The organism is Alloalcanivorax sp. C16-1, assembly GCF_046507805.1.
Classification (GTDB): domain Bacteria; phylum Pseudomonadota; class Gammaproteobacteria; order Pseudomonadales; family Alcanivoracaceae; genus Alloalcanivorax.
Window position 1 is genome coordinate 669,867 of the sequence record NZ_JBKFTK010000001.1, and the last position, 19,405, is coordinate 689,271.

Genomic DNA, 19,405 nt, shown 5'->3' on the forward strand with positions numbered 1-19,405 from the left:
GCACGGCGGGAGTGTCAATCCGGTGGACATACCATTACCATACTGCCCAGTTCAGCTTAGTAAGAACCTTCAACCACAGTGGACGATCTCATGAAGCGCAGCTCCCTTACGCCGCTTGGCGTGCTGATGGCCACGCTGGCCGCCGGCGCCGTGCAGGCCGCCGATCTCACCGAAGTGGCCAACGCCGCCTGGGACTATGACGGCACCTGGCGCGCCGACCGCAAGACCTGGGAAGCGGAACAGGAGACCCTGGTACAGGGCCGCGCCGCTCTGTTACCGACCATTGATGCCTCCTACGGCCGCTATCGCAACGACCGCACCATCGAAGACGCCGACGTGGACCTGGAATACGACAGCGAGACCACCGCGGTAACCCTGACCCAGCCGCTGTTCCGGCTCGACGCCTTCTATGGCTACAAGGAAGCGAAAGCCTTCACTTCCGTGGCCCAGGCCAACTTCTACCAGTCCCGCCAGGACTTCGTGCTGCGCGTGGCGCAGGGCTATTTCGGCGTGCTGCGCGCCTGGGACACCCTGGTGTCCGCCCAGGCCGAGGAAAAGGCCATCCGCCGTCAGCTCGACCAGACCAATGAACGCTTCGAGGTGGGCCTGGTGCCCAACACCGACGTGGAAGAGGCCCAGGCCGCCTACGACCTGACCCGGGTTAATCTGATCGTCGCCCAGCAGGAATTCGAGATCGCCCGCGACCAGTTGGAAACCCTCACCGGCCGTCAGTGGGAAACCCTGTCGGAACTGCGCCAGGACCTGCCCATGGCCGGCCCGCAGCCGGCGGAAATGAGCGCCTGGATCGACAAGGCCGCCTACCAGAACCCGCAGATCCTGGCCGCCGAATACAGCGCCAAGGCCGCCGGCTTCACCGCCGACCGTCAGTTCGGCGCCATGCTGCCCCGGGTGCAACTGGTGGGCAGCTACACCCACGAACACACCGACCCGGACAGCGGCTCCGCCAACCTGGGCGGCGGCACCACGGGCAGCACCGGCATCACGCCGGACAACCACGGCACCCAGGTGGGCATCGAAGTGTCCATGCCGCTGTTCCGGGGCGGCGGTCTGAACAGCCAGCGCAAGCAGGCCGCGCTGCAGGCGGACGCCGCCCAGCAGCAGTACGAACAGGCGATTCGCGACATCAGCCAGCAGGCGCGCACCGCCTACCGCACCGTGGAGGCGGACTCCCTGCGGGTGCAGGCCCGCGAGCAGGCGATCCGTTCCGCCCGCTCCGCCCTCGACGCCACCCAGGCCGGCTATGAAGTCGGCACCCGTAACGTGGTGGACGTGCTCAACGCCCAGCAGGCGCTGTACGCCGCCCAGCGGGACTACGCCAACGCCCGCTACGACTACATCCTCGACAGCCTCAACCTGAAGGCCGCCGCCGGCGAGCTGGACGTGGAGCAACTGGTGGCGGTGAACGAGTGGCTGTCCAACCAGGAAACCCTGGATCTCTACAATCCGGACCTGGAAGGCCAGAGCGAAGAGCAGATCCCCACGCCGCGCTGAAGCGCGCCACGATTGGCGGCCACCACCCCGGCCGCCGCTTCCCCCCGACGCCGGCGCTCGCCGGCGTCGTCGTAGAGGGCGGCCAGCGCCGCCGCCAGCGGCTGTTCCCCCTCCACCACGGTGAGCGCGCCGGCCTCGTCCAGCAGGGCGGCGATGGCGGTGAAATTGTGCAGATGGGGCCCGCTCAGCACCGGCAGCCCCCAGGCCGCCGGCTCCAGCAGATTGTGACCGCCCACCGGCACCAGGGAACCGCCCACGAAGGCCAGGTCCGCGGCGCCGAACAGCATCAGCAGTTCGCCCATGGTGTCCGCCAGATACACCTGCACCCCGTCGTCCACCGCGTCCTGGCGGCTGCGCCGGGCCAGCCCGACGCCTTGCCGGCGGATCAGCCCGGCCACCTCGTCGAAGCGCTCCGGATGGCGCGGCACCAGGATCAGCAGGGCATCCGGGTGCGACGCGCGCAGCCGCCGGTGCGCCTCCAGCACCTTCTCATCCTCGCCGGGATGGGTACTGGCGGCGATCCACACCGGGCGCGTGCCCCAGGGCGCGCGCAGCTCGGCGGCGCGGGCGCGCACCTCGTCGGTCAAACTGAGATCGAACTTGATGCTGCCATTGACGCGCACCTGGTCCGGGCTCGCGCCCAGCGCCTCGAAGCGCCGCGCCTCCGCCTCGGTCTGCACCGCCAGCACATCGAAGCGCGCCAGCATCGGCCGCACCAGACGCGGCAGCCGGGCGTAGCCGCGGAAGCTCTTCTCCGAGAGCCGGCCGTTCATCAGTAGCAGGCGCGCCCCATGGGCACGGGCGGCGGCGCACAGGTTGGGCCACAGCTCGGTTTCCAGAATCACCACCAGGCGCGGGTCGAAGGCACGCAGGAAACGCCGGTAGGCGGTGGGCAGCTCCCAGGGGCAATAAACGTGGGTGACCCGGTCGCCGAACAGGGCACGCACCCGTTCGGAACCGGTGGGCGTGGTGGTGGTCACCACCAGCGGCGTGTCCGGAAACTCCGCCAGCAGCGCCTCGATCAACGGCGCCGCCGCCAGGGTCTCGCCCACCGACACCGCGTGGATCCAGACACTGCCGGTGAGAGTGCCGGGGCGGTAGCCCAGCGCCAGCCGCTCGCGCCAGCGTTGCCGGTAGGCCGGCGCGCGGCGGCCGCGCCACCACAGGCGCAGGAACAGGGCGGGCAGCAACAGGTACCAGAGAGTCGAATAGAGGACGCGCATGCTCGATCCATCGGCGGAAACAAAAAGGACAACGCCGTCGGACCTCCGCGTCCGACCCGGCCGGCTATGCTAGCATAGCCGCGCGTTGAACCGAGGTGGCCCCATGACTGATTCCTCCCGGGCTCCGGCCCTGACCCCGGACATTCTGATTTTCGGCGGCGGCATCGCCGGCCTGTGGCTGATCAACCGGCTGCGGGCGCGCGGCTTCCAATGCCTGCTGCTGGAAACCGACACCCTGGGCGGCGCCCAGACCCTGGCCAGCCAGGGCATCATCCACGGCGGCCTGAAGTACGCCCTGGGCGGCGGTCTGTCCAGCGAATCCGAGGCCATCGCCGGCATGCCGGACCGCTGGCGGGCGGCCATCGCCGGCCAGGGCGGCGTCGATCTGAGCGGGCTGCGGGTGCTGGCCGACACCCAGAACCTGTGGTCCACCGGCTCGGTGGCCAGCCGTATGACCAGCTTCTTCGCCAGCAAGATGCTGCGCGGCCGCATCGAGAAGCTGAAGCGCGACCAGTTTCCCTCGGCCCTGGCCGACCGGCGCTTCAAAGGTCAGGTGTACCGCCTGGACGATCTGGTGGTGGATACGGAAAGCCTGCTGCGGGTGCTGGTGGCACCGGTCCGTGACCGGCTGCTGCAATTCGATCCGTCCCGGGACCGGTTGCACTGGGGCGACACCGGCCTGGAGGCCGCCGAGATCAACGGCGTGCGTATTCAACCCCGGTTGACCATCCTGGCCGCCGGCGAAGGCAACGCCGGGTTGCTCGCCGACGCCCAGAAAGCGAGCCTGTTCCCCCGCGAGGCGGCCCAGAGCCGGCCGCTGAAAATGGTGCTGGTGAAACACCGCCTGGGCCACCGCCTGTACGCCCACTGCATCGGCGCCAGCAACAAACCCCGCCTCACCGTCACCACCCACGACCTGCCGGACGGCGACCTGGTCTGGTACCTGGGCGGCGACCTGGCGGAGCGCGGCGTGGACCGCACCGACGCGGAACAGATCGCCGCCGCCCGGGCGGAGCTGGACACCCTGTTACCCTGGCTGGATTTCGGCGACGCCCGCTTCGCGGTGATGGACGTGGCCCGCGCCGAGCCCCGCCAGCAGAGCCTGGCCAAACCGGACAACGCCTACGCCCGCCGCGACCAGGACCTGATCATCACCTGGCCCACCAAACTGACCCTGGCCCCGGACCTGGGCGACCGGGTGGACGCCCTGGTGGACCAGCACGGCCTGACCCCCGGCGCGCCCCTGGGCGACCTGCCCGACGCCCTGCCCCGCGCCGCCGCCGGCCAGCCCCACTGGTACCGCTGCTTCGGAGAACACTGATGGGCTTTCTGCGCGCGCTCGGCGACACCGGCCTGACGGTCAGCGCCCTGGGCCTGGGCACGGTGAAGATCGGCCGCGACCAGGGCGTCAAATACCCGGACGCCTTCACCATTCCCGACGACGACGCCGTGCGCCACCTGCTGGCCCGCGCCCGCGACCTGGGCCTCAACCTGATCGACACCGCTCCGGCCTACGGCCGCAGCGAGGAACGACTGGGCCAGCTGCTCAGCCACCGCGACCACTGGGTGATCGTCACCAAGGTGGGCGAGGAATTCGAGCACGGCCAAAGCCGCTTCGACTTCACCCCGGAACACACCCGCGCCTCGGTGGAGCGCAGCCTGCGCCGCCTGAACACCGATTACCTGGACGTGGTACTGGTGCACTCCGACGGCAACGACCTGGACGTGCTGCGCCAGGGCACCCTGGAAGTGCTCGACGATCTGAAACGGGAAGGGAAAATCCGCGCCACCGGCGTCTCCACCAAAACCGTGGAAGGCGGCCTGGAAACCCTGCGCCGCGCCGACGTGGCCATGGTCACCTACAATCTTGCGCAGCAGGATGAGAAGCCGGTGATCGACTACGCCGCCGAACAGGGCAAGGGCATCCTGATCAAGAAAGCCTTCGCCAGCGGCCACCTGCCCGCCGACCACCCGGACCCGGTGCAGGCCAGCCTGGACCAGGTGCTCGGCACCCCCGGCGTGGGCGCCGTGATCGCCGGCACCGTCAATCCCCACCACCTGGAAGAAAACGTGGCCAAGGCCCGCCGCGCCTGCCAGGAGAGATAAAAAGGTTCATCGCGCTTTGGCGGGAAATTGGGGCGCGCGCTGACCCATAAAAAACGCCGGCGGGCCTGAGCCGCGCCGGCGGGGGGAGGGATTCGAATCCGCGTCGGGCGTTAGAAGTTGTAGCGACCGAACAGACCGATGTTGTCGGAATCGTCGGTGAAGCTCACCCGGGCGCCCACGTCCCAGGCCCGGTTCAGTTCCACCAGACCCTGACCGTACACACCGAAGTTGCCGTCGTAGATGTCTTCGTAGACGGCACCACCGGACAGCTGCAGCATATCCGTGGTCTGGTGGCGCAGGCCGGCGCGCAGCGCGTAGCCCCACTCTTCATCGTTGAAATCGTTGTCGTCGCGGATCATGTCCGCGGTACCCACCAGGTCCAGGCCGCGCTGCAGCGGGGTGTGGAAACCGGCACCCACGTAGACACGGTTGCCGTCCACGTCGTCGCTGCCCGGGCTGTCATAGTCGCCGTCGTAGAAGCTCAGGCCGCCACGCAGAAACAGATGTTCATCCAGGGCGAAGGCGCCTTCGCCGGTCAGCACGTCCACGTCCGGGCCGTTGTCGTAATCCCAACGGTCATAACCGAACTGACCGTAGGTGTAGGAAAAACCATTGTCCCGTACCGGGGTGGTGCTTTGCGCTTGGGCGCCCAGGCTGGCCAGGGTGCCGGCGGCAATCGCGGAAGCGATCAGGGTTTTCTTCAACATGTCCATGTCCTCGCTTAAGTTGGCGACTGTCGAACGAGGCTCATCTTCCATGGGCACCGCGATCCGCGCCAGTCACCAGGTCGCGAAAACCCGGCGCTTTTATAAAAGTTTTCATTGTCATAGACCCTTCACGACCGGGCGCCTTGTTGACCTGGGGGTTACCCGGAGGTTGGATACTGACAGTCCGAGGCTTTTTGCATTGGAGACCACCATGAACAGCCAAACCCTTGCCATCCACGGCGCCACCTGCCAGCACTGCGTCAGGACCATCGAGAAGGCCCTGGGCGCCGTCGCCGGGGTGCGCGGGGTGCAGGTGGATCTGCAACGGCAATCGGTCACCGTGGACGGCGACGCCGACCGGGCCGCCCTGCGCGCAGCGCTGGAGGAAGCCGGTTACGCCGCCGCGGACGACCAACCGGACGCCCCTCAGCCGCCCCCGGATGCCCCGTCGGCGTCCGCCGGAGGGGCCGACGACCGGGACCTGTCCCTGTCGGTGACCGGCGCCCATTGCGCCTCCTGCGTGCGCACCATCGAGGACGCGCTGCACGGCGTACCCGGCGTGCGCCAGGCCAGCATGAACCTGGCCAACCACACCGCCCGGGTGCGCGGCAGCGCGGACCCGGATGCGCTGGTGCGCGCGGTGCAGAAGGTGGGCTATGACGCGGCGCCGGTGCGCGACCCGGCCCGCGCCGAGGAGGACCGCGAGGAACAGGAACGCCAGCTGTACCGCAAGCTGGTGCGCCAAACCAGCGTGGCCCTGGCGGTGGGCCTGCCGATCATGCTGTGGGGCTGGTTCGGCGGCACCATGACCGTGGAGGCCGGTACCGCCAGCCAGTGGGGCTGGGGCGCGGTGTCGGTGATCACCTTCCTGATGCTGGCTTTCCCGGGCCGGCATTTCTTCGTCGGTGCCTGGAAGGCGTTCCGTCATCACAACGCCAATATGGACACCCTGATCGCGGTGGGCACCGGCGCCGCCTGGGGCTATTCCACCCTGGTGGTGATCGCCCCGGACCTGCTGCCGGAAATGGCCCGCCACGTTTATTTCGAGGCCAGCCCGATGATCATCGGCCTGGTGAACCTGGGCCTGGCCCTGGAGCTGCGTGCCCGGGGCAAGACCGGCGCCGCCGTGAAGCGGCTGCTCAACCTGGGCGCCAAAACCGCCCGCCGGCTGGACGACGACGGCGAGCACGACGTGCCGGTGGAAGACATCCGCGTGGACGACCGCCTGCGGGTGCGCCCCGGTGAAACCATCGCCGTGGACGGCGAGGTACTGGAAGGCGACAGCGAGGTGGACGAATCCATGCTCACCGGCGAACCCATGCCGGTGGTGAAAAGCGAGGGCGACACCGTGGCCGCCGGCACCCTGAACGGCAGCGGCACCCTGGTGTACCGCGCCACCCGGGTGGGCGCCGACACCGCCCTGGCGCGCATCATCGACCTGGTCAAGAAGGCCCAGGGCGCCAAGCCGCCCATCGGCCGGCTGGCGGATACCGTGGCCGGTGTGTTCGTGCCCACCATTCTGCTGATCGCCGTGGCCACCGCGCTGATCTGGTACAACCTGGGCCCGCAGCCGGTGGCCGCCTACATGGTGGTGGCCTCGGTGACCGTGCTGATCATCGCCTGTCCCTGCGCCCTGGGTCTGGCCACGCCCATGTCGGTGATGGTGGCGGTGGGCAAGGCGGCGGAGTCCGGCATCCTGATCCGCCAGGACGCCGCCCTGCAAACCGCCGCCGAGCTGGACACGGTGGTGCTGGACAAGACCGGCACCATCACCGAGGGCCGGCCCTCGGTGACCCGGGTGATCGCCGCCGACGGTCAGGACGAGGAGACCGTGCTGCGCCTGGCGGCCAGCCTGGAAGCCGGTTCCGAGCACCCGCTGGCGCGGGCGATTCTGGACGCCGCCGGGGAACGCGGCCTGAAGACGGCGCCGGTGAGCGACTTCCGCGCCCTCAATGGCAAGGGCGTCAGCGCCCGCCAGGACGGCGCCCTGCTGCGCCTGGGCAACCGCCGCTGGCTGCAACAGGAAGGCATCGCCCTGGGCATGGAAGAACAAGCCCGGCAGCTCAGTGATCAGGCCGCCACGCCCCTGTTTCTGACCCGCGACCACACCGTGATCGGCGTGCTGGGCGTGGCCGACCGCATCAAGGCGGACGCTGCCGAGGCGATTCGCCGGCTGCGCGACCGGGATATCCGGGTGGTGATGATCACCGGCGACATCCGGGCCACCGCCGACGCCATCGCCCGCCAGGCCGGCGTGGACGAAGTGCTCGCCGAGGTGCTGCCGGAGGACAAGGCCCGCGAAGTGGAAAAACTGCAGCAGGAAGGCCGCAAGGTGGCCATGGTCGGCGACGGCATCAACGACGCCCCGGCCCTGGCCCAGGCGGACGTGGGCTTCGCCATCGGCACCGGCACCGACGTGGCCATTGAGTCCGCGTCCATCACGCTGATGAGCGGCTCCCTGCACGGGGTGGCGGACGCCATGGCGATTTCCCGGGCGACCCTGCGCAATATCAAGCAGAACCTGTTCGGCGCCTTCGTCTACAACAGCCTGGGCGTGCCGGTCGCCGCCGGCCTGCTCTACCCGTTCACCGGCTGGCTGCTCAGCCCGGTGATCGCCGGCGCCGCCATGTCCCTGAGTTCGGTGACCGTGGTCAGCAACGCCAACCGGCTGCGCTTCTTCAAGCCGCGCGGTCATCACGGCCCGCGCGCCAAAACGGGAGATCATTCATGAGCGTATTGATCAATGTCACCGGGCTGGCGCTGATGGCCCTGATCGTGTGGTGGTTCTGGCTGTCTTCCAAGGGCCGCCCGGCAAAACGGGCCGAGCATGGCGGCGCCATCGATATCGTGGTGGACGACGGTGTTTACGAACCCTCGGTGATTGAAGCCGACGCCGGCGAGACCCTGACGCTGCGCTTCGACCGGCGCGACCCGAGCCCCTGCGCCGAACAGGTGATCTTTCACAAGCTGGACGTGAGCCGGACGCTGCCGGTGGGCGAGAAGACCACCGTCACCCTGACCCCGAAAACGCCGGGCACCTACCGGTTCACCTGCCAGATGCAGATGTACCAGGGCACTCTGATTGTTCACTAGAAAAGAGAAAAAGGAGATTCTTATGACCCGTTTGATGATCGCCGCCGGCCTGCTTCTAACCAGCACCCTGGCCGCCGCCGGCACTCTGGAAATGTACAAATCGCCGAGCTGCGGCTGCTGCACGGCCTGGGCCGAACACATGCGCGACAACGGCTTCGAAGTGAAGGTACACGAGACCCAGAACCTGCAATCCATCAAGGAAAAAGCCGGCCTGAAACCGGGCCTGGGCTCCTGCCACACCGCCTTTATCGACGGCTACGCCATCGAGGGTCATGTGCCCGCCGAGGATGTGAAACGGCTGCTGGAGGAACGCCCGGACGCCCACGGTCTCACCGTACCAGGCATGCCGGTGGGCTCCCCGGGCATGGAAATGGGCGACCGCCGCGACGCCTACGAAGTACTGCTCTACGGCGACGATGGCGTGCGGGTGTTCGCCACGCACCCCTGATCCAGCTCCGCCCCGACACGCCGGCGGCCCTGCCGCCGGTACGTCCGGCGCTTCGGCCCATCAATGCAGTTGCAACTCATTACCATTATCAATAGCATCTTTCGCGATCCGATCCGCTGGGGATCGGGGGACAGGTTTCGCTGACCCATCGCCAGCCAACGCCAGCTCCGTTCATGCAGACCTGAATCACGCCGCCCTTACGCTTGCCGCGGCGTTTCCACCCGTTGTGAATGAGAACTGGATTCCATGGCTTACATTACCCGCCGCAAACACCCGGTGGCTCGCCGCCCCGTTTCCCAAAGCCTGTCCCTGGGCAGCGCCGTCCTGACCGGGCTGATGGCCTCCACCGCCGGCGCCGCCGGCCTGCCGGACGACAGCCCCGCCGCCTACCGGCTCGACGAAGTGTCGGTGCAGTCACCGCACACCGGTGACTACAAAAGCGACCGGCTGAGCACCCCGAAATTCACCCAGCCGGTATCGGAAACGCCGCGTACCATTCAGGTCATCAACAAGCAGCTGATGCACGACCAGCAGGCCACCACCCTCACCGAGGCACTGCGCAACAGCCCCGGGGTGGGCACCTTCTTTGCCGGCGAAAACGGCGCCAGCACCACCGGCGATTCGGTGTACATGCGCGGCTTCGACAGCTCCAGCTCGATCTTCGTGGACGGTGTCCGCGATCTGGGCTCGATCTCCCGGGACACCTTCAACATCGAGCAGGTGGAAGTGATCAAGGGCCCCGCCGGCGCCGACTATGGCCGCACCGCGCCCACCGGCTCCATCAATCTGGCCACCAAGCAGGCGTTCCAGGGCGAGCTCAGTGCCGGCTCCCTGAGCGGCGGCACCGACGGTCAGAAACGAGCCACCCTGGACCTCAACCGCCGGCTGACCGACAACCTGGCCGGGCGCCTCAACCTGATGGCCCAGGACAGCGACGTGGCCGGCCGCGATACGGTCAACAACAGCCGCTGGGGCATCGCTCCGTCGCTGACCCTGGACCTCAACGACCGGGGCCGGCTGACGTTCAATTTCCTCCACATCACCCAGAACAACATCCCCGACGGCGGCGTTTCCACCGTGGGGCTGCCCGGCTACACCACCCCGGACCCGGCGTTTCCACAGATCAGCGCCGCCCCCAAAGTGGACAGCGAGAACTTCTACGGCGCCGAATCGGACCACGACGACGCCGACGTGGACATGGCCACCGTGCTCTATGAGTACGACCTGACCGACCACACCCGGCTGCACAATACCCTGCGCTGGGGCCGCACCCACCAGGACTACCGGCTGACCGCGATCATGGCGGTGAACGCCAACGGCTCCACCGACCCGTCGGACTGGACGGTGCGGCGCCTGCCCAATCTGAAGGACCAGACCAACACCATCCTCACCAACCAGACCGGGCTGGTCACGGCGCTGGACACCGGCCCGGTATCGCACACCCTGTCCTACGGCGTGGAAGTGACCCGCGAGGAGATCGAGACCTCCGGTCTGACCCGGCCCACGGTGCCCGACGCCTCGCTCTATGATCCCAACGACCACTTCTATTACGGCGCCGGCAAGGACGGCAGCGGCGGTGAAGGCACCACCGACACCGTGGCCGGTTACCTGTTCGACACCCTGACCTTCGGCGAACACTGGCAGCTCAACGGCGGCGTGCGCCTGGACCGCTACAAGGCGGATTACAAAAGCACCACCGCCTGCACCGGCGGCGGCCGCGACCCGGCGGCCTGCGCCGGCCAGGCGGTGGGCACCGTGGTGCCCTCGGTGGACACCGACAGCAGCGACACCCTGTTCAACTGGAAGGCCGGGGTGCTGCACAAAACCACCCCCTGGCTGAATCTGTACGCCGACTACGCGGTATCCCACCAGCCCCCCGGCGGCGAGAACCTGCAGCTCAGCGACAGCGAGCGCAGCGCCGACAACAGCGACTATGATCCGCAGAAGGCGCGCACCGCCGAGGTGGGCGCCAAGTGGAAGCTGGCCCATAACCAGCTGCTGCTGACCACCGCGGTGTACCGCACCGAGGTCAGTGACCTGGTGGAACAGGACCCCACCGACGGCAACTACTACCAGACCGGCGAAAAACGGGTGCAAGGGGTGGAAGTGTCGGTGGTGGGCAACATCACGCCGGATTGGAACCTGAGCGCCGGCTACACCACCATGAACGCCACCGTGGAAGAAGGCGCGGCCCAGTCCCAGGACGGCGGCAGCCGCCTGAGCTACACCCCCAAACACGCCTTCACCAGCTGGACCACCTACCACCTGCCGTTCGACCTCACCGTGGGCGCCGGCGCGCGCTACACCGGCGGTCTCAAGCGCGGCCGCGATGGCGCGGTGGGCACGCCGGACCACACCGAGGGCTATTGGGTGGCGGACGCCATGGCGCGCTATCCGTTGAACCGTAATGTGGACCTGCAGCTCAATGTGTATAACCTCTTCGATGAGGAATACGTGGCCGCCATCAACAAGAGCGGCTATCGCTACACGCCGGGCACGCCGCGCACCGCGCTGCTGTCCGTGAACGTCCACTATTGATGTAGTCCGACCATGCTGCTGCACGTGCCCGAAGTCCTCGACCCCGGGGAAGTCCAAGCGATACGCCAGGCCCTGGAAACCAGCGATCAGTGGGTGGACGGGCGGGAAACGGTGGGCGCCCAGGGCGCCGCCGTGAAACACAACCAGCAGCTGGCGGAGGCGTCCGCGCTGCGGCGGCGGCTGGCGGAGCAGGTGCTGGCGGCGCTGGCGCGCCACCCGATGTTCTTCGCCGCCGCCCTGCCGGTGGAGATTCTGCCGCCGCGCTTCAACCGCTATCGGGGCGGCGGCACCTACGGCATGCACGTGGACGGCGCGGTGATGCGGCTGCCGGACCAGACCGGCTTTCCCGGCCGACAGCTGCGCACCGACCTGTCCTGCACCCTGTTCCTGTGCGAGCCGGAGGAATACGAAGGTGGCGAGCTGATCGTCGCCGACACCTACGGCGAGCACGAGGTGAAACTGCCCGCCGGGGACCTGATCCTGTACCCGGCGTCCAGCCTGCACCAGGTGCAGCCGGTCACCCGGGGCGCCCGCCTGGCGTCGTTCTTCTGGATACAGAGCATGATCCGCGATGACGCCCGGCGCACCCTGCTGTTCGACATGGACACCGCCATCACCCGCCTCAAACAAACCGGCGGCGATGACGCGGCGGTGCTGCAACTGACCGGCGTTTACCACAACCTGCTGCGTCAGTGGTCGGAAACCTGAAGCACCACGATGAACAAAAAAAGGGCCTCCTCGGAGGCCCTTTCCTGTTGGCGGGATAACCGCGCCGGTCAGTCGGTGGTGCGGCTGAGCAGGTACTCCACCAGCGCGTCCCGGCCGCCCTGGTCGTCGCCGCCGTCCAGGTTACGCGGGAAGTAGAACGGGTGCGGTGAGTCCGCGCCGCGGGCCGGGTTGAGCAGCGCCTCCAAGCCTTCCGCCGGGCTGTCGCCACCCACCGAACCGTCGTGCAAGTAGTTCAGCTTGGTGTTCAGCCCCAGCAGCAACGGCTTGGCCTCGCCACGCACTTCACCGCGCACGCTGGCATCCAGCACCACCACCGAATCATCGTAGGACGGTGCCGGGCCGGCGTTGCTGTTCTGGATCGGCGTCAGGCCGGCGCCGGAGCGGTCGAGAATCACCGGCGGCATGCCGTAGGCCGGATACAGAGTGGCGATCGGAATGATGACGTCCTTCACCGGCTGGTTCGGGTTGGCGGTGTGGCAGCCGGAGCAGCCGGCGCCGCCGTCCATCCGCGCGGTGGTGAACAGGGTTTCGCCCTGGCTGATCAGCTCCGCGTTCAGGCCCTCCGGCGCCGGCGGGGCCGCCAGCCGGTCGGTGTAGGCGGCCAGATCGGCCAGGCGGGCATTGCTGACCCGGCGGCCCACCGGGCCGGCGGCGCTGCCCGGCGCCAGATCGGTCCGCGCCACGTCCACATAGGGCAGCACATCGGCCACCGCCATGCCGTCGGGAATCACCCCGGTGTCGCGCAGCACCGCTTCGTAACGATCGGCGATTTCATCGCCCACCGGGCCGGCCAGTACGTTCAGGAAGGCGCGCCCGTCCGCCGTCAGCAGACTGGTGGGATCCAGCGCCACGGTGTAGACCAGGTTGTTGAAGTCATTGAGCTCGGCGAAGGCGCCGCTGTGGCCCCAGGGTGCCGCCAGATCGGTGCGGAAGAACGGCGGGATATAGGTGGCGTTGCCGATGCCGTCCGGGGTGGCGTCGAAGGAAGTGCTGCCGTAGTAGCGCTTCTCTTCCCCGCCGTCCTCGAAGGTGCCGGTCAGGTAGGTACGGGCGGCGGCGGTGGCGTCGGCCACGGTGCCGCCGGAGGCGATGCCGGTGAAGTCACCCTTGCCGATGGTGGCGCCTTCCAGGGCGTCGAACTGCAATTGCAGCAGTGGCAAATAGGCCAGCGGGTTGTCGGCGGCGGCGAAGATCGCCCCCACGTCCAGGCCACCGGCGATCACACCGTCGGTTTCCGCGCCCACGGAACCGGGCCCCACCGCGCCGGCGGGCACCACGCTGCCGTCGGTCTTGGCGTGGCAGAGCGCGCAGGTAACGCCCACCTTGTCGCCGCCGGCGATGTCCAGTGCGTCCTGGCTGTTGTAGGCGGCGTCGCTGCCCAGGGGCTTGCGGTCGCCGTTTTCGTCGAAGGGCACCACGCCGATCACCGCGCCTTCATTGATCAGCAGCAGCGTCACCGCCGGGTTACCCAGGGCGGTGTCTTCCGGCGGGGTGCCGTTGCCGACCTGATCCAGCGCCTCCAGCAGCGCCTGGGCGGTGCCGTCGCTGAGCGCCGCCACATTGACGTTAAGCCCCAGGCCCAGCGCCTGCAGGGGCGTAACGCCGGCGCCGGCGATGCCCTGGGGCAGTTGCATGGCGTCGGTCCAGAAGCGCTGGTTGCCGAAGGTTTCGTAGCGGAACACCTGGCGGCCCTGCTCGGCGCTGGGGCCGCGCACCACCGGATCGTCATCGTCGCTGTCGCCGCCGCAGCCGCCCAGCAGGGCGGTGGCCACGAGGGCACTGAGTATCAGGGCAAGGCGCACCGGCGACCATAGAGGCGCGGCGCGGGACAGGGCTGGCCGGAGCGGCTGGCTGTTCATCGTTGTTCTCCTTGTACGTATCGGGAGGTCGTTCCACGAGGACCTGCGCCCGACGCTGCGCGCGCTCCGGTGAGGGTCGGGTCAAGGCCGGCGTGAACGTCGTCAAGCCCGCGTGAGCCCCGGCGTGAAGGTCGCCGCCCACGGTTTTATAAGCTGATTGGATTCAGTGGCTTAGCCGGTGGGGAATTTTTGGTGTTTTTATGTAAGCGTTTCTTCGCACGGGCGTTGACGGCGAGCACGTGCTGACGTGCAATGCCACGCTTCACGGCGGGGGAAGATCGATGCTGACAATTCAGGAGTGGCTGTTACTGGCCGGGGTTTGCGCCCTGGGTGCGATGACGCCGGGGGCCAGCCTGGCCATGGTGCTGCATCACACCCTGCACGGCTCGGCCCGGGCCGGGGTGCGCACCGCCCTGGCCCACGCGCTGGGCATCGGCGTCTATGCCGCCGCCACCGTGGCCGGATTGGCGGTGGTGTTGCACCGCTTTCCGTCCCTGGAAACCGGCATCCGCCTGGCCGGCTCCCTGTTCCTGTTGTGGATGGCCTGGAAGACCTGGCACCAGGCCGGCGCGGCGGCGGACCACGGACCGGCAAGCAACGGCGCGCGGCCGGCCCGGGACGGCTTTCTGATCGCGTTTCTGAATCCCAAGGTGGCGCTGTTTTTCCTGGCCCTGTTCAGCCAGTTCATCGACGCCGGCATGGGCACCCTGGCCCGGGTGCAGGTGGCGGCCACGGCGGTGGTCATCGACGGGGGCTGGTACAGCCTGGTGGCGCTGACCCTGGCGCGGGGGCCGGTACTGGCCGCCCTGCGCCGACACCAAGGTCGCGTGGAGCGGGCCAGCGCCATCGTGCTGGCGGTGATCGCGGTCATCGTCTGGGTATAGAAACGCGGCCTTAAAATCGGAACAGCAACCGCCCGAACCAGCTCTTCAGATAGGCGGTTTCCGGCATCGCCGGTTGCACCGGATGGTCCGGCCCCTGCCCTTCCTGCCCGATGATCTGCAGGCCACGGTCGATGTGCCGCGCGGAGGCGCGCATCACGTCCAGCAGTTTGTCGGCGGGCAGGTGCATGGAGCAGGACGCGGAGATCAGATAGCCGCCGGGCTTCACCAGCCGCACCGCCAGTTCGTTGATGGCGTGGTAGCCGGCCAGGCCATTCTTGAAATCCTTGCGCCGTTTAATGAACGCCGGCGGATCCAGGATCACCAGGTCGAACTTTTCGCCGTCGGCGATCAGTTCCTTCATGGCCGCCACCGCGTCGCCCTCCAGGGTGCGCAGCCGGTCACCCACGCCGTTCAGTTCCGCGTTGCGGTGCATGTAATCCAGGGCCAGCCCGGAACTGTCCACGCCGGTCACTTCACGGGCGCCGGCCAGCGCCGCCTGCACGCCCCAACCACCGCAGTAGGCGAACACGTCCAGCACCCGGGCATCCTTGGCCAGCGGCGCCATGCGTGCACGGGCGGCGCGGTGATCGAAGAACCAGCCGGTCTTCTGGCCTTCACGCAGCGGCGCGGTGAAGCGGCCGCCGTTCTCACTCAGGGTCACCGACTCCGGCACCTCGCCCTTGAGCGCCCGGGTGTAGAGCGGCAGATCCTCCAGCTCGCGGACGCCGGCTTCGTTGCGCACCACGATGTTGGTGGGTGACAGCAGCGCGTCCAGGGCCGAGACCACCGTGTCCAGGTGCGCTTCCATGCCGGCGGTGCCGGCCTGCAGCACCAGGGTGTCGTCGTAGCGGTCCACCACCAGCCCGGGCAGGCCGTCGGCCTCGCCGTGCACCAGCCGGTAGCCGGGCGCGTCGAACAGTGTCTCGCGCAGGGCCAGGGCCTGCTCGATGCGTTTTTTGAAGAAGCTGCGGCTGGGTTCCTGTTCCGGGTCGCGGCTGTAAAGACGGCCGACGATCAGCGAGTTGGGGCTCAGCAGCGCCCGCCCCAGGGGTTTGCCACGGGAATCCTCGACCCGGGCGGCGGCCCCGGCCGGCAGGCTTTTCACCGGGGTTTCCCCGGTGTCCACCTCATTGGCATAGATCCAATCGTGGCCGGCCTTGAGGCGGCGCTCTTCGTTCTTTCGCAGGCGCAGGACGGGGATCGACTCGGACATGGTGGTGGGCTCACGCAAAACGGGCATTTTAGGGCACTCAATGGTCGGCGACAAAGGCGAAGCGCGGGCGTTCCTGGCCATCGCGCAGCACGGTTTCCTGGAACATGGCCAGCGGTCGCACCCACAGGTCGCCGTCGCCGTACAGGGGCCGGTAGACCACCAGGGCCTCACCGGTTTCCGAATGGGTGGCGGTGCCCAGCACCTGGTACTCGTTGCCCTTGAAATGCCGGTAGCGGCCGGGGCGTGGGCTGTCCATGGGGTTCTCCAGAGGGTGGAAGACAAGGGCGCCCAGCATACCAGCCGGCGCCGGCCGGCGGGGCGCGAAAGTCTGGAATCTTTCCACATACCTGTGGGTATGCCCGTCGCCGGGGCCGGAGTACACTGCCGGGTCTCATAACAAAAATCAGGGCACGTCCGCCATGCGCTTCCTTGACCGTCGTCCGCCGTTTTTTCTGATGGTGTCCACCGGCGCCGCCTGCATCGTGGTGCTGCTGGTGTTCGCCCGGCTCAGCTACGGGCTGGTGCTGCCGGCCATGCGCGAAGGGCTGCAGCTGAGCTACGGTCAGGCCGCCAACCTGAGCACCGCCAATGCCCTGGGCTATCTGTTGCTGGTGATGGTGGCCGGGGTGTTCGCCGCCCGCTTTGGCGGCAAGACCTCGGTGCTGCTGGGGCTGGTACTGGTGATCGCCGGCTTTCTGGGACTGAGCCAGACCACCCGCTATGGCATGGCTCTGGTGCTGATGGTGCTGCTCGGCATGGGCACCGCCTTTGGCTATACGCCGCTGATCTCGCTGCTCGCCAACACCTACCCGCAACGACGTGGCGCGGTGATCGGCTTCGTCAACAGCGGCGTGGGCATCGGCATGCTGCTGATCGGCGCCCTGGCGCCGCCGCTCACCGAGACCAGTGGCCACGGCTGGCGCCAGGTCTGGCTGCTGTTCGCCGGCGGCGGCGTGCTGGTCACCGTGCTGGTGGCCCTGTTTCTGCGTAACCCGCCGCGTCCGCTGGCGGCGGACACCGCCTCGGCCCTGGGCGAGCCGGACGCACCGATCTTCCGTAATCCCCATGTGGTGATCGTGGGGCTGGTGTACGGCGTGCTGGGGCTCACCTTTATCGTGCAAAGCACTTTTATGTACAGCTACGCGCTGGCCGCGGACACACCGGCGCGCACCGCCGGCCATCTGGTCTCCGCCATGGGCATGCTGTCGGTGTTCGCCGGGCCGGCCTGGGGCTGGCTCTCCGACCGGCTCGGCTACGCCAACGGTCTGATGCTGTCCATGGGGCTGTCGCTGCTGGCCACCGTCATCCCGGTGCTGCATCCGGTGACCTGGGCGTTCGGCGCCCATTTTCTGCTGATGGGGCTGTGCGCGGCGGGCATGTTCTCCACCGTGCTGGCCGCGTCCACCGAAACGGTACCGGCCCACCGGGCGCCGGTGGCGGTGAGCTTCGTGACCCTGTTCTACGCGGTGGGGCAGCTACTGGGGCCGGCCCTGGCGGGGCCGCTGATCGAATGGCGCGACGGCTTCCGGCTGGTGTTCGCGCTGAGCTGCGTGGCCATGGTCATCGGCGTGCTGCTCAGCGCCTACAGTCGCCGCCATCAGCGCCCGCCGCTGCCGGTGCCCTGCGCGGACTGAGCCGCCGTGTCCTGCATCGCCAGGTTCCGCCACAGCGCCATCACCGCGTAGGCCCGCCAGGGCCGCCAGGCCTCGGCGTGGCGCCGGGCCCGCGCCGGTGAGCGCTCACCAAGCGCCTTGAGCACGCCGTAGTCGGCGGCCGGAAAGGCGTCCGGCCAGGACAGCGCGCGCAGGGCCAGATAGTGCGCGGTCCAGTCGCCGATGCCCGGCAATGCTTTCAGCGCCGCCAGGGTGTCCTCCACCGGCGCCCCCGGCGCCAGCGTCAGTTCGCCGCGGTCACAGGCCGAGGCCAGCGCCCGGATCGCGCCCACGCGGCTGCGCAGAATGCCCAGCCCGCCCAGGGTATCGGCGTCGGTGGCGGCCACGGTGGCGGCGTCCGGGAAGGTGTGGGTAAGCGCCGCGAACGGCGTTTCCAGGGGCTCGCCCAGGGCCGCCGCCACCCGGCCGGCCAGGGTCTGGGCGGCACGCACCGTGATCTGCTGGCCCAGCACCGCGCGCACCGCCGCCTCGAACCCGTCGAAGGCGCCGGGCACCCGCAGGCCCGGGTGGGCCTCGATCAACGGCCCCAGGGCGGCGGCCACCTCGGTCGGCTGGCAGTCCAGGTCGAACAGAGGGCGCAGCCGCGCCAGCACCTCCGGCACCGCCCCGGCCAGGGACGCGGACAGGGTCACCGCCAGCTGATCGCGGCCTTTCACCGGCGCCACCGCCAGCCAGCCCCGATAGCCGTGGTCCCGCCGCCGCAGCGCCACGGTGCGCCGGTAGACGCCGTCCTCCACGCTTTCCACCCCGGCGATGGCGCGCTGGCCGAGAAAATCCCGCAGCGCCGGCCAATCATAGGGCGGGCGATAGGCCAGCCGCAGGGTAAAGCTGTCGGCGTCACCGGCACCGCCGGGGCGACGCAGGCTGGAGGGCTTGAGACGGTAACGCTGGCGGAACAGGGCGTTGAAGCGGCGCAGGCTGCCGAACCCGGCCGCCAGCGCCACCTCGGTGACCGGCAGGCGGGTGTCGGTGAGCAACCGCTTGGCCAGCAGCAGGCGCTGGGTCTGGGCGTAGGCCACCGGCGTGACCCCGTATTCCAGCCGGAACACGCGCCGCAGGTGCCGGTCGCTGACCCCCAGGGCGTCGGCCAGACCGGCCAGGTCCTGGTCCGCCAGCCCGGCGTCCAGGCGGGCGGCGGCGGCCCGCGCCAGCCGCCGGCGGGCATCCACACTGGCCAGCCCCGGCGCCAGCTCCGGGCGGCAGCGCAGGCAGGGCCGATAGCCCCGGGCCTCGGCGGCGGCGGCGCTGGTGAAGAACAGGCAATTGGCCCGGCGCGGCAGGCGCGCCGGACACACCGGCCGGCAGTACACGCCGGTGGTGGAGACCGCCACATAGAAGTGGCCATCGAAGCGGGGATCCCGGGCGCTCAGGGCGCGGTAGCAGACATCGTCATCGAACATGCCCGCATGATACGCCCGGG

16 protein-coding genes are annotated in these 19,405 nt (G+C 68.8%); 10 read left to right on the forward strand and 6 right to left on the reverse strand.

Going from position 1 to position 19,405, the window contains the following annotated elements; genetic code table 11:
- Positions 1–90 precede the first annotated feature (90 nt).
- Positions 91–1,512: a TolC family outer membrane protein gene (locus ACLD0W_RS03195; protein ID WP_410306057.1), complete on the forward strand. Its 1,422-nt coding sequence runs from the start codon at positions 91–93 to the stop codon at positions 1,510–1,512.
- Here ACLD0W_RS03195 and waaA read toward each other — a convergent pair.
- Positions 1,458–2,735, reverse strand: a complete 1,278-nt coding sequence (waaA, locus tag ACLD0W_RS03200; protein WP_410306058.1) for a lipid IV(A) 3-deoxy-D-manno-octulosonic acid transferase — start codon at positions 2,733–2,735, stop codon at positions 1,458–1,460. The two genes, ACLD0W_RS03195 and waaA, sit on opposite strands and share 55 nt — an antisense overlap.
- A 103-nt stretch (positions 2,736–2,838) precedes the next feature.
- On the opposite strand from waaA, the gene ACLD0W_RS03205 reads away from it, so the two are divergent.
- Together ACLD0W_RS03205 and ACLD0W_RS03210 are read left to right on the forward strand one after the other, a co-directional pair.
- Positions 2,839–4,056 carry an FAD-dependent oxidoreductase gene (locus tag ACLD0W_RS03205; RefSeq protein WP_410306059.1) on the forward strand — a complete coding sequence of 406 codons (1,218 nt, stop codon included), beginning with the start codon at positions 2,839–2,841 and terminating at the stop codon, positions 4,054–4,056.
- A complete protein-coding gene (locus tag ACLD0W_RS03210) occupies positions 4,056–4,841 on the forward strand; it encodes an aldo/keto reductase (protein WP_410306060.1) in 786 nt (261 codons plus the stop codon). The genes ACLD0W_RS03205 and ACLD0W_RS03210 overlap by 1 nt, the downstream gene beginning before the upstream one ends.
- A 110-nt stretch (positions 4,842–4,951) precedes the next feature.
- Here ACLD0W_RS03210 and ACLD0W_RS03215 read toward each other — a convergent pair whose 3' ends face one another.
- Positions 4,952–5,548, reverse strand: a complete 597-nt coding sequence (locus ACLD0W_RS03215; protein ID WP_410306061.1) for a hypothetical protein — start codon at positions 5,546–5,548, stop codon at positions 4,952–4,954.
- 211 nt (positions 5,549–5,759) lie between these two features.
- Between ACLD0W_RS03215 and ACLD0W_RS03220 the strand changes: the two genes are divergently transcribed.
- From ACLD0W_RS03220 to ACLD0W_RS03240, 5 genes are all read left to right on the forward strand, one after another.
- A complete protein-coding gene (locus ACLD0W_RS03220) occupies positions 5,760–8,279 on the forward strand; it encodes a heavy metal translocating P-type ATPase (RefSeq protein WP_410306062.1) in 2,520 nt (839 codons plus the stop codon).
- Positions 8,276–8,641 carry a cupredoxin domain-containing protein gene (locus tag ACLD0W_RS03225; protein ID WP_410306063.1) on the forward strand — a complete coding sequence of 122 codons (366 nt, stop codon included), beginning with the start codon at positions 8,276–8,278 and terminating at the stop codon, positions 8,639–8,641. The genes ACLD0W_RS03220 and ACLD0W_RS03225 overlap by 4 nt, the downstream gene beginning before the upstream one ends.
- Positions 8,642–8,663: 22 nt before the next feature.
- The gene (locus ACLD0W_RS03230; RefSeq protein ID WP_410306064.1) at positions 8,664–9,089 is read left to right on the forward strand and encodes a DUF411 domain-containing protein; all 426 of its coding nucleotides are present in this window, start codon (positions 8,664–8,666) and stop codon (positions 9,087–9,089) included.
- Between the two features lie 246 nt (positions 9,090–9,335).
- Entirely contained in the window at positions 9,336–11,627 is a 2,292-nt protein-coding gene (locus ACLD0W_RS03235) for a catecholate siderophore receptor Fiu (protein ID WP_410306065.1), read from the forward strand.
- A 12-nt stretch (positions 11,628–11,639) separates the two neighbouring features.
- The gene (locus ACLD0W_RS03240; protein WP_410306066.1) at positions 11,640–12,335 is read left to right on the forward strand and encodes a Fe2+-dependent dioxygenase; all 696 of its coding nucleotides are present in this window, start codon (positions 11,640–11,642) and stop codon (positions 12,333–12,335) included.
- Between the two features lie 68 nt (positions 12,336–12,403).
- On the opposite strand, the gene ACLD0W_RS03245 is transcribed toward ACLD0W_RS03240, so the two are convergent.
- A complete protein-coding gene (locus tag ACLD0W_RS03245) occupies positions 12,404–14,215 on the reverse strand; it encodes a hypothetical protein (protein ID WP_410306067.1) in 1,812 nt (603 codons plus the stop codon).
- A gap of 281 nt (positions 14,216–14,496) precedes the next feature.
- On the opposite strand from ACLD0W_RS03245, the gene ACLD0W_RS03250 reads away from it, so the two are divergent.
- Positions 14,497–15,099: a LysE family translocator gene (locus ACLD0W_RS03250; protein WP_410306068.1), complete on the forward strand. Its 603-nt coding sequence runs from the start codon at positions 14,497–14,499 to the stop codon at positions 15,097–15,099.
- Between the two features lie 10 nt (positions 15,100–15,109).
- Here ACLD0W_RS03250 and ACLD0W_RS03255 read toward each other — a convergent pair whose 3' ends face one another.
- On the reverse strand, positions 15,110–16,312 hold the full coding sequence (locus ACLD0W_RS03255; protein ID WP_410306801.1) for a class I SAM-dependent rRNA methyltransferase: 1,203 nt from the start codon (positions 16,310–16,312) through the stop codon (positions 15,110–15,112).
- A gap of 37 nt (positions 16,313–16,349) precedes the next feature.
- Entirely contained in the window at positions 16,350–16,568 is a 219-nt protein-coding gene (locus ACLD0W_RS03260; RefSeq protein WP_410306069.1) for a DUF1653 domain-containing protein, read from the reverse strand.
- A gap of 163 nt (positions 16,569–16,731) precedes the next feature.
- Between ACLD0W_RS03260 and ACLD0W_RS03265 the strand changes: the two genes are divergently transcribed.
- Positions 16,732–17,946, forward strand: a complete 1,215-nt coding sequence (locus ACLD0W_RS03265; RefSeq protein WP_410306070.1) for an MFS transporter — start codon at positions 16,732–16,734, stop codon at positions 17,944–17,946.
- Here ACLD0W_RS03265 and alkA read toward each other — a convergent pair.
- Positions 17,910–19,385, reverse strand: a complete 1,476-nt coding sequence (gene alkA / locus ACLD0W_RS03270) for a DNA-3-methyladenine glycosylase 2 (RefSeq protein WP_410306071.1) — start codon at positions 19,383–19,385, stop codon at positions 17,910–17,912. The genes ACLD0W_RS03265 and alkA overlap by 37 nt on opposite strands.
- Positions 19,386–19,405 lie beyond the last annotated feature (20 nt).